Below are 7,399 nucleotides of genomic sequence, written 5' to 3'. Positions count from 1 at the left end.
CGTTTGTGTTATTATTCGTCATAGAGAAACTCCTTTGTATTGGTGATTGATTGGCTTGGTCGTTAATTATTTTACCATAAGCCTTGGAGTTTCTCTATTTTATTTACACAAGATATTTTACACTATCGTTTCGCATAATCGACTACGGATCCAATATATAAAACAATTCCTAGGCTATATATAATCAAACCTATATAAAAAAAGTTAGTACTTATGTTGACTTTTAGAAAAAGTAACTTTAAGAGAAAACCTATTGTTGTAAGTTGATAAGTCCAATACGCAACTTTTTCTCTCCCTATTAACGGGGCAAAGAAGCCAGCACGATTTAAAGCCTCAATATTTAAACACCTGAGCAATCCGTACCTTATAAGAAAAATTGGTAATATGATAAAAAATGCATTCACTCTATCCCACCTTTAACCTACCCTATTACTAAAACTTCATTAAAGTAAATTTATTATATTTTTACCTAACTCATATGCCTTATCGATTTCCTCTTTATTTTTATATAAATCTTCAACTGTATCGATACCCCTTATTGATAAACTTCCAACAGGCTTAATTCCAAGATGCCCATAATAATGTTCAATTGTTTCAATAATATGTAAATTCTCTCTATCAGTTTGTCCAGCCCTAATTGCTACTGATATACCTTTCTTTCCTTTAGGAATACTTATTCGCTTCTCGTTTGTATCGCAATAAGGTGTATTCCTATCAAAAAACACTTTTAGTTGACCAGTAATATCTCCCCAGTAAGATGGAGAAGCGATTATTATAATATCTGCTTCGAATAGGTCTTTCATAATAATGTCCATATCATCTTTTTGGACACAAATTCCACCATCCTCGTAACACTTTTTACAGCCAATACAATAGTTTATATTCATATTTCCCAAGCAATATCGGCATGAATCAATACTTACTTCTTTCATACCCTCAATAATTCTGTCAATTATAATTCCTGAACTCCCTTTTGATCTTGGACTTCCTATAATACATATTGCTTTCATATTGACCTCCATTACAACTTTTGTCTAAGATTTTCTACTAGTTAAGCTTATTTATTTACAAGCATCTCTCTGCTTAAAGTCGATGAATCTGTCAACAATATCATTTACGAATTTCTCAACTAGGATATATGTCTCAAGCGTATTTTCAACAGTTGAGTTACGTTCACGTTCGTACCGACACATAAGCGCATTGCTGATAATATCGCGATATTCTGGTAGAAAATCTATAGCCCAACAAGCTGCCGCAAGTTTTGAGACTTGCTCTTCGTTCTTTAACGTATAAAGCGCACGGCACAAAGTAAGTATCGCATAACCTTGGCTATAGCGGCAATGCTCGGTTCCCTTGATGCCCGCAGATTGACTGATGATCCTGATTTATTATAACAAACCAAAATGGGCACTCTCGATAATTGATTTCATTTGACATAAGCAGAAAGGGTGTCCGGCAGGGTCAATCATAACTCTCCAATCATTAGAAAATTGCTTATCTGCGATTGATGCTCCACAATCGATTGCATATTGAACTGCTTTTTCTAAATCATTAACGGCAAAGTCTAAATGTGCCATTTGCTGTTGTGCTTCATGCTCTTCCGGCCACACAGGCGGTATATACTCAGGATTGCGTTGAAACAATACACTAGGATATGCTCCCTGATTGGTTCCTGGAGCGTATATACATGCCCAATCTTCATCAATAGACATTACTTCCCACTTGAGCAACGCTGCATAAAATTTTGCTAATTCATGTGGGTCTTTACAATCCACTGTAAATGAGTACATTTTGATTTTCAATTCATCATTCATAACAATAATACCTCCTAAAATAAAATAATGTTTAATTCATTATCTATAACAATAACGAAAGAAAGACTACAGATCCCTACTCATATTGATATTGCGTATCGTGTCACCTATGCCCCTGAACCTACAAACGACTACTTATGCCGAGGTACTCTTAGGGTTGGTCAGCTAAAGCAGTCGACTTCTGGTTGGTGAGGGGGTACCGAATCTGATTAACCAAATTATAACATACGAGTTAATAAAATGGAATTAATTTGAAATTTTCAACAGAAGCATTATTCTATGAAGGGGCGTCCCGAAAAGCCAGAGCCCGGCACATACACCAGGCCCCTAAATAATCACTGTTGAATCGTTAGTACACAAAATCCAAATATACTGCAGTAGTTTTGGTACTGAAAATGTTTATTATATGTGCTTTTTTCTTTTTATTCTTCTTAATATATCATTTTTACTTAAATATAAATCATCACTAGTTAATTCTAGCTCATATTCTCCATCTTTATTGCCGTAATAAAGTAAAATGGAACTTACCTTTATTTTCTTCTGTCTTAATGTATTGATTATTGCATGTGATTCTTCTGCAAAATTAATATCAGTTTTAATATCACTAAAAATAACACTCATACTATAATATACTTCTTCTGATTTAACGTTATCTTCTTTGTAAATATCATCACTAACCTGTGGTATTATATTAATATTAATATCTTTAAACCATTCTTCTTCCTTTATAAGCAACTTAACGAAATGAACCAATTCATCTTTCTTCTTTTCATTTAAACTATCTATGAAACCATCAGAAATGTTTCCTTTGTTAAATACTAAGTCAAACTCAACATTATTGTCCTCACAATATACATCTATAACAGTAAAAAAATCTAATGTTCCAAGCCATGCATACCTCAGATTCAAAGAACCCATCTCAAAAGTATTCTCGGGATATTTTCTAAGCAAATATTCTTTCCCCTCAGTATGTAATTCAGCTTTATATACATTGTAACCTATAATCAATACTACAATTAGTATAATAATTATATATATCTTTTTCATAATCACTTCCCCAATCCAACTATATCGTTCAAATCCTGTAATAAATTTAGTAACTTATTCCGTTCTCCTTATAACTTCCACCAATACTGCTCGTCAGAAATAATATCATAGCTGGTCTCCTTACAAAAATTTGTTTGTATATTTATTATAACAACATATGTATGAGGCTTCGGAGCTCTACTTGAATTGATTATGGCATATTAACGTTCCGAGTTTTCGACTCCTCTGATCCCATAAACGGCTTCCCATGACTGCATAACCTTTGGGTCGGGTAATTCAGTCGGTGACTCGGTTGGCACTATATAGAGAATATGTTATCACCGGAGAGCATATTATGCTTATTAATGGGTGTTAAAATGTTATCTGGTAGCAATAAAAATCAATATCAAACCTGAACACTTCTCCGCATCTTTCAAAACCGTTTTTGTCATATAACGCCAATGCAGCAGAATTTGTCTTGCTGACTAACATTCTTATGCCGTCATAGCCTTTTTCTTTGGCTGTCTTAATAATGTTTTGTAGTAGCATCGTCCCGATACCTTGTTTTTGAAATTCTGGATTAACACCTATCCGCGCCAATTCACAGGGCTTTTTTGGCTTCCAATGCAAATCTCTTAACTCATTAAAATCACCTATTGATGCGACAGCAATTATTTTATCATGCTTTTTCAAAGTGTATAGCCAGTCGTTGTTAATATCATTTTCCGCCGTTTCTTTGCTCGGATAATCCATATTCCAAGTACAACCTGGAGTACCGATTAAACTATAATATATACTAACTATTTCAGGAATGTCATCATGATTTGCTAATTGAAACTCGTAGTTGCTCAATATTAATACCTCCAATTATTAAAATTTATGGTAATTAAAGCTTTGAATAAGGTGCTGTAAACCATCGTATGTACATTCTACCCATTCAGTTGGACAATTGTTGATCAAAAATGTATACATTTCTCCAATATTTGCAATTATTTCAGCGATATCTATATCTTCATCATTTATAGAGTTTATTTGTGCTTATTGGTAATATCGTTTTATAATTTCATCAATGTCGGCTTCTACTTCACTCGCTTGCCGTATGAGAGCGCATAAATCAGTGAAAAAAATAATCGTCAATTCTCACATTCCAACAAATGTATAACTTAATAATAAGCCTCAAAAAATCTTCACTTTATAAATTAAACTATTGAAATTGTATTTTTTTTGCATTATAATATTAATATAAGAGAGGTGCTACAGATTAGATGGCTAGCCCTAAATAGTTTATAATAAAAGTAACCGCTATCTATTGGGCATAGGGACGGTTACTTTTTTTGCTTTCTTTTTTGGAGAAATTCATAAGTTGCTATGCAACATGAAACTATTGTGGCAATTGCAGCAAGAAAAATAATCAACTCCATATGTAAGCACCCCCTCTCTTTCGAGAGTGGCTAACCATCCAACCATCTTAGTAGCACCTGTAAATATTTTACCAGAACATAAGTTCTTATTCAAGTATCTTTTCCATCATTCCACTAATTATACCATGTTTTTACTATTAATATTAGAATTATATTAAGCGATAAAGTGAAAACGCTTATATCATATAACGGTCGATTGCCCGACGCCCCTAAACCGGACCCGCAAAGCCTTTCTTCGTAGGCGGTGCTTGCCACCCGGTGAAGGAGTGTGCCTCGCATACTTCAGAGACTTTCCCATCGAGGCTTTATGGGCAAACATTGTTAGTTGATGGACTGTGCCCCTTAGCCGAAGCCACGGATGGCGTAAGCGCGACCTACGGAGCCCTTCCCTAATTTTCTAAAACAACAAAACCATCTTTTATTACTTTTTTCACATTACTAATGTACCCAATATCCTCTAGCGGATTTCCTTCAACTATCAACAAATCTGCAATTTTTCCTACTTCAACAGTACCCACCTCTTTATCTATTGCACATATTTCAGCTCCATGCTTGGTTGAAGCAACAATTATCTCCATACTTGTTAAACCTGCTTCCTTTAAAAGCTGTAACTCCATCTTGGGCATTCCCAACCTATACCAAGGCATATCTTCCTCTAGAAAATCGTCACCTAGTCCAATTTTTCCACCCATTTTAACAAATCTATATACATTCTCCTTACCCTTTTCAAGTACAGGCGCACCAAATTTATCGTTAATCATTTTTAATACTGTAAGAGTTGGAACAACATAAATACCTTTTTCTATCATCTGGAAAATCAACTCATCCGTCAAATCGTCATAAACAATATGTCCAGCATCATCAATGCCAGCATCCACTAGCCTTTTTAAGTTATGTGCTTGTGTTACATGCGCTGATACCTTTGCACCTCTTTTGTGCGCCTCATCACATATTGCTTTTAATAACTCATCTGAAAGTTTTGGCAACCCAAATGTACTTGGGTCTAGTCCATCTTCCAGTACTGTTTTTATCATATTAATACCCTTATTAAGTACTTCATTCACCTTGATTCTAGCTTCCTCTTCCGCTTCTACACTAATAGGTTGCATTCCCCCATAACCACCAGGCGCTGAAAAGAACTTTCCTGTAGTGATAATTCTAGGGTAATAAATTGAATCCTCAAGTAATCTTTTCTTTTCAATAACATCTTCAATAGTATCATCTGTAAGCATTCCTTCATCACGAATAGTTGTGACACCTTCATTTATACAAGCTCTTAAGTATTCTTCTTGAAAATTTCTGCAAGGTTCACCTTTTAAAAGTTTAAACCCTGAATGTACATGAGAATTTATAAAACCTGGCAATATTGTTAATCCATCTAGCTCGATTACCCTATCATATTTGCTATTATCAACTTTGTAATCATCATGAAAAATTGATGAAAACTTGCCATTCTGAATACTTATATGGACATTCTCTACTTCTTTTTTCCCTGTTCCATCAATAAGTAATCCATTTCTTAAAAGCACATTATTGTTATGCATTTGTTTTCTCCTCTTTTCTTCATTGGCTTTCTTAGCGAGCCAAGGATGGCGAGCGGCTCAAATAGGGCACAGTCTTTCAACTAACGCATTTATCCCCGAACTTCGTAAATACTAATAATATAGTGGTATTTGCGAATCAAGTTTCGGGAATACCCCCTATAGATAATCTAATGGGCTCTTAATGTTACTTAATTTTTTCTCTGTTACATGTGTATAAATCTCAGTTGTTTTACTATTGCTATGTCCTAATAATTCTTGAATATACATTCGATTATCAAATTATCAGTGATAAACCATGCCTTTTGAGAGGGGTCCCAGCGATATCCTTGAAGCATCTTTATTTTTTTAACTTTATCTATTTAATAGTTAAATTTGATTTTCAATTCTTTACCGACTTTATTAACATACATCAATTTGAAATAACATCCCCAATAATTGTTAAAATAATAATATCATAATAATATAACAGGTATATTCTGTCAATTTATATCGGCTATATTTATATAAATACGTTAAATCTTCCCAAAATTCTTAGATGTCTTTGTTAGCAATATTATATAAGAAATAAAATTACTTTTATAAGAAACGGTTTATCTTTGGATATTAATAATAAAAAGTTCCAAGCCTTAGACTTTAACTCATAAACAAAAAAACCCAAAACATTCCTGTCTTGAGTTTCAAGTTTCATATATTTCATTGATTTGTCGTTTTACAGTCAATTCAATAACTCATATTTCCAATTAATATATATACTACCATCTCTTTAGCTGAATCAGTATCCTTTTCAACAAGGCTCTATCACATAGAATAGCTGATAATTAGCGTTTTTTGTTGGGATCATAATACTCCTCTACTAACTGGGATTTATTGATTTGATTACTCTTATAAACTCCAACACTACTCTTGCCGTCTCATAAATGCAATACAGTTGGAAAAAATATTATTCATAAAACTATTATTATTTTTATTTGGAAACAAGAAAATCACATAAAGATTCTTTCCCTGTTCTCCCTTAAATATCATATTATAACTTTCATATCCAACGGTACTACCAACATGCATGTATGTCTTATCATTTACCTGCATCCATTCACAGCCATACCCTTCCTGCATCGCAAACACGTAATTTGTCATATCTGAATCAAGTAACTTTTGATTCATTAGTGCTCTATCAAAAGCCAGTAAGCCTGTCACGTTAGAATGCATATCATCTGCACCTCTGGTATACATTACACCACATCTCCATAGTGTAATAGTGAAAACCACGATTGCAAAAATATTATCCTATATATTTATATAACAAAAAAACTCAAAACATTTCTGTCTTGAGCTCTGTGATACATAAAAAAACAGAAACTTGTATGAGTTTTCTGTCTTTTAATTGACTAAATCCTACACAAGAAAATGTTCATCCATTGAGTTCAAACTCTTCTGACTTCGTCCAAAGAGTTATCTCTTTCAACTGTAAACCTTTTTAGGTCAAGCCCTCGACCTATTAGTAACAGTCAGCTACATGTGTTACCACACTTCCACCTCTGTCCTATCTACCTGATCGTCTTTCAGGGGTCTTACTAGCTTATGCTATGGGATATCT

Annotated in this window: 7 protein-coding genes and 1 rRNA gene; all 8 read right to left on the bottom strand. The window is 33.8% G+C overall.

The window, feature by feature from the left end; all coding sequences use genetic code 11:
* Positions 1-443 precede the first annotated feature (443 nt).
* Positions 444-1,010 carry a flavodoxin family protein gene (locus I5677_RS16970; RefSeq protein WP_197662840.1) on the bottom strand — a complete coding sequence of 189 codons (567 nt, stop codon included), beginning with the start codon at positions 1,008-1,010 and terminating at the stop codon, positions 444-446.
* A 51-nt stretch (positions 1,011-1,061) separates the two neighbouring features.
* Positions 1,062-1,358: an aminoglycoside adenylyltransferase domain-containing protein gene (locus I5677_RS17545; protein WP_408632546.1), complete on the bottom strand. Its 297-nt coding sequence runs from the start codon at positions 1,356-1,358 to the stop codon at positions 1,062-1,064.
* Between the two features lie 30 nt (positions 1,359-1,388).
* Positions 1,389-1,814: a VOC family protein gene (locus I5677_RS16960; RefSeq protein WP_197662838.1), complete on the bottom strand. Its 426-nt coding sequence runs from the start codon at positions 1,812-1,814 to the stop codon at positions 1,389-1,391.
* Positions 1,815-2,216: 402 nt separating this feature from the next.
* Positions 2,217-2,861 carry a hypothetical protein gene (locus I5677_RS16955; protein WP_197662837.1) on the bottom strand — a complete coding sequence of 215 codons (645 nt, stop codon included), beginning with the start codon at positions 2,859-2,861 and terminating at the stop codon, positions 2,217-2,219.
* A 351-nt stretch (positions 2,862-3,212) separates the two neighbouring features.
* Positions 3,213-3,692 (bottom strand): GNAT family N-acetyltransferase, encoded by a 480-nt coding sequence (locus tag I5677_RS16950; protein ID WP_197662836.1) that lies wholly within the window; start codon positions 3,690-3,692, stop codon positions 3,213-3,215.
* A 958-nt stretch (positions 3,693-4,650) separates the two neighbouring features.
* Positions 4,651-5,805, bottom strand: coding sequence for an amidohydrolase family protein (locus I5677_RS16945; protein ID WP_197662835.1), 1,155 nt, complete (start codon positions 5,803-5,805; stop codon positions 4,651-4,653).
* An 897-nt stretch (positions 5,806-6,702) separates the two neighbouring features.
* Entirely contained in the window at positions 6,703-7,035 is a 333-nt protein-coding gene (locus I5677_RS16940; RefSeq protein WP_197662834.1) for a hypothetical protein, read from the bottom strand.
* A gap of 245 nt (positions 7,036-7,280) precedes the next feature.
* Positions 7,281-7,399 (bottom strand): 23S ribosomal RNA (locus I5677_RS16935); the annotation flags it as partial.

The sequence above is a fragment of the Mobilitalea sibirica genome (assembly GCF_015999265.1).
Classification (GTDB): domain Bacteria; phylum Bacillota; class Clostridia; order Lachnospirales; family Lachnospiraceae; genus Mobilitalea; species Mobilitalea sibirica.
Note: the sequence above shows the minus strand (reverse complement) of the source record. Positions and strands in the feature narration are given on the sequence as shown.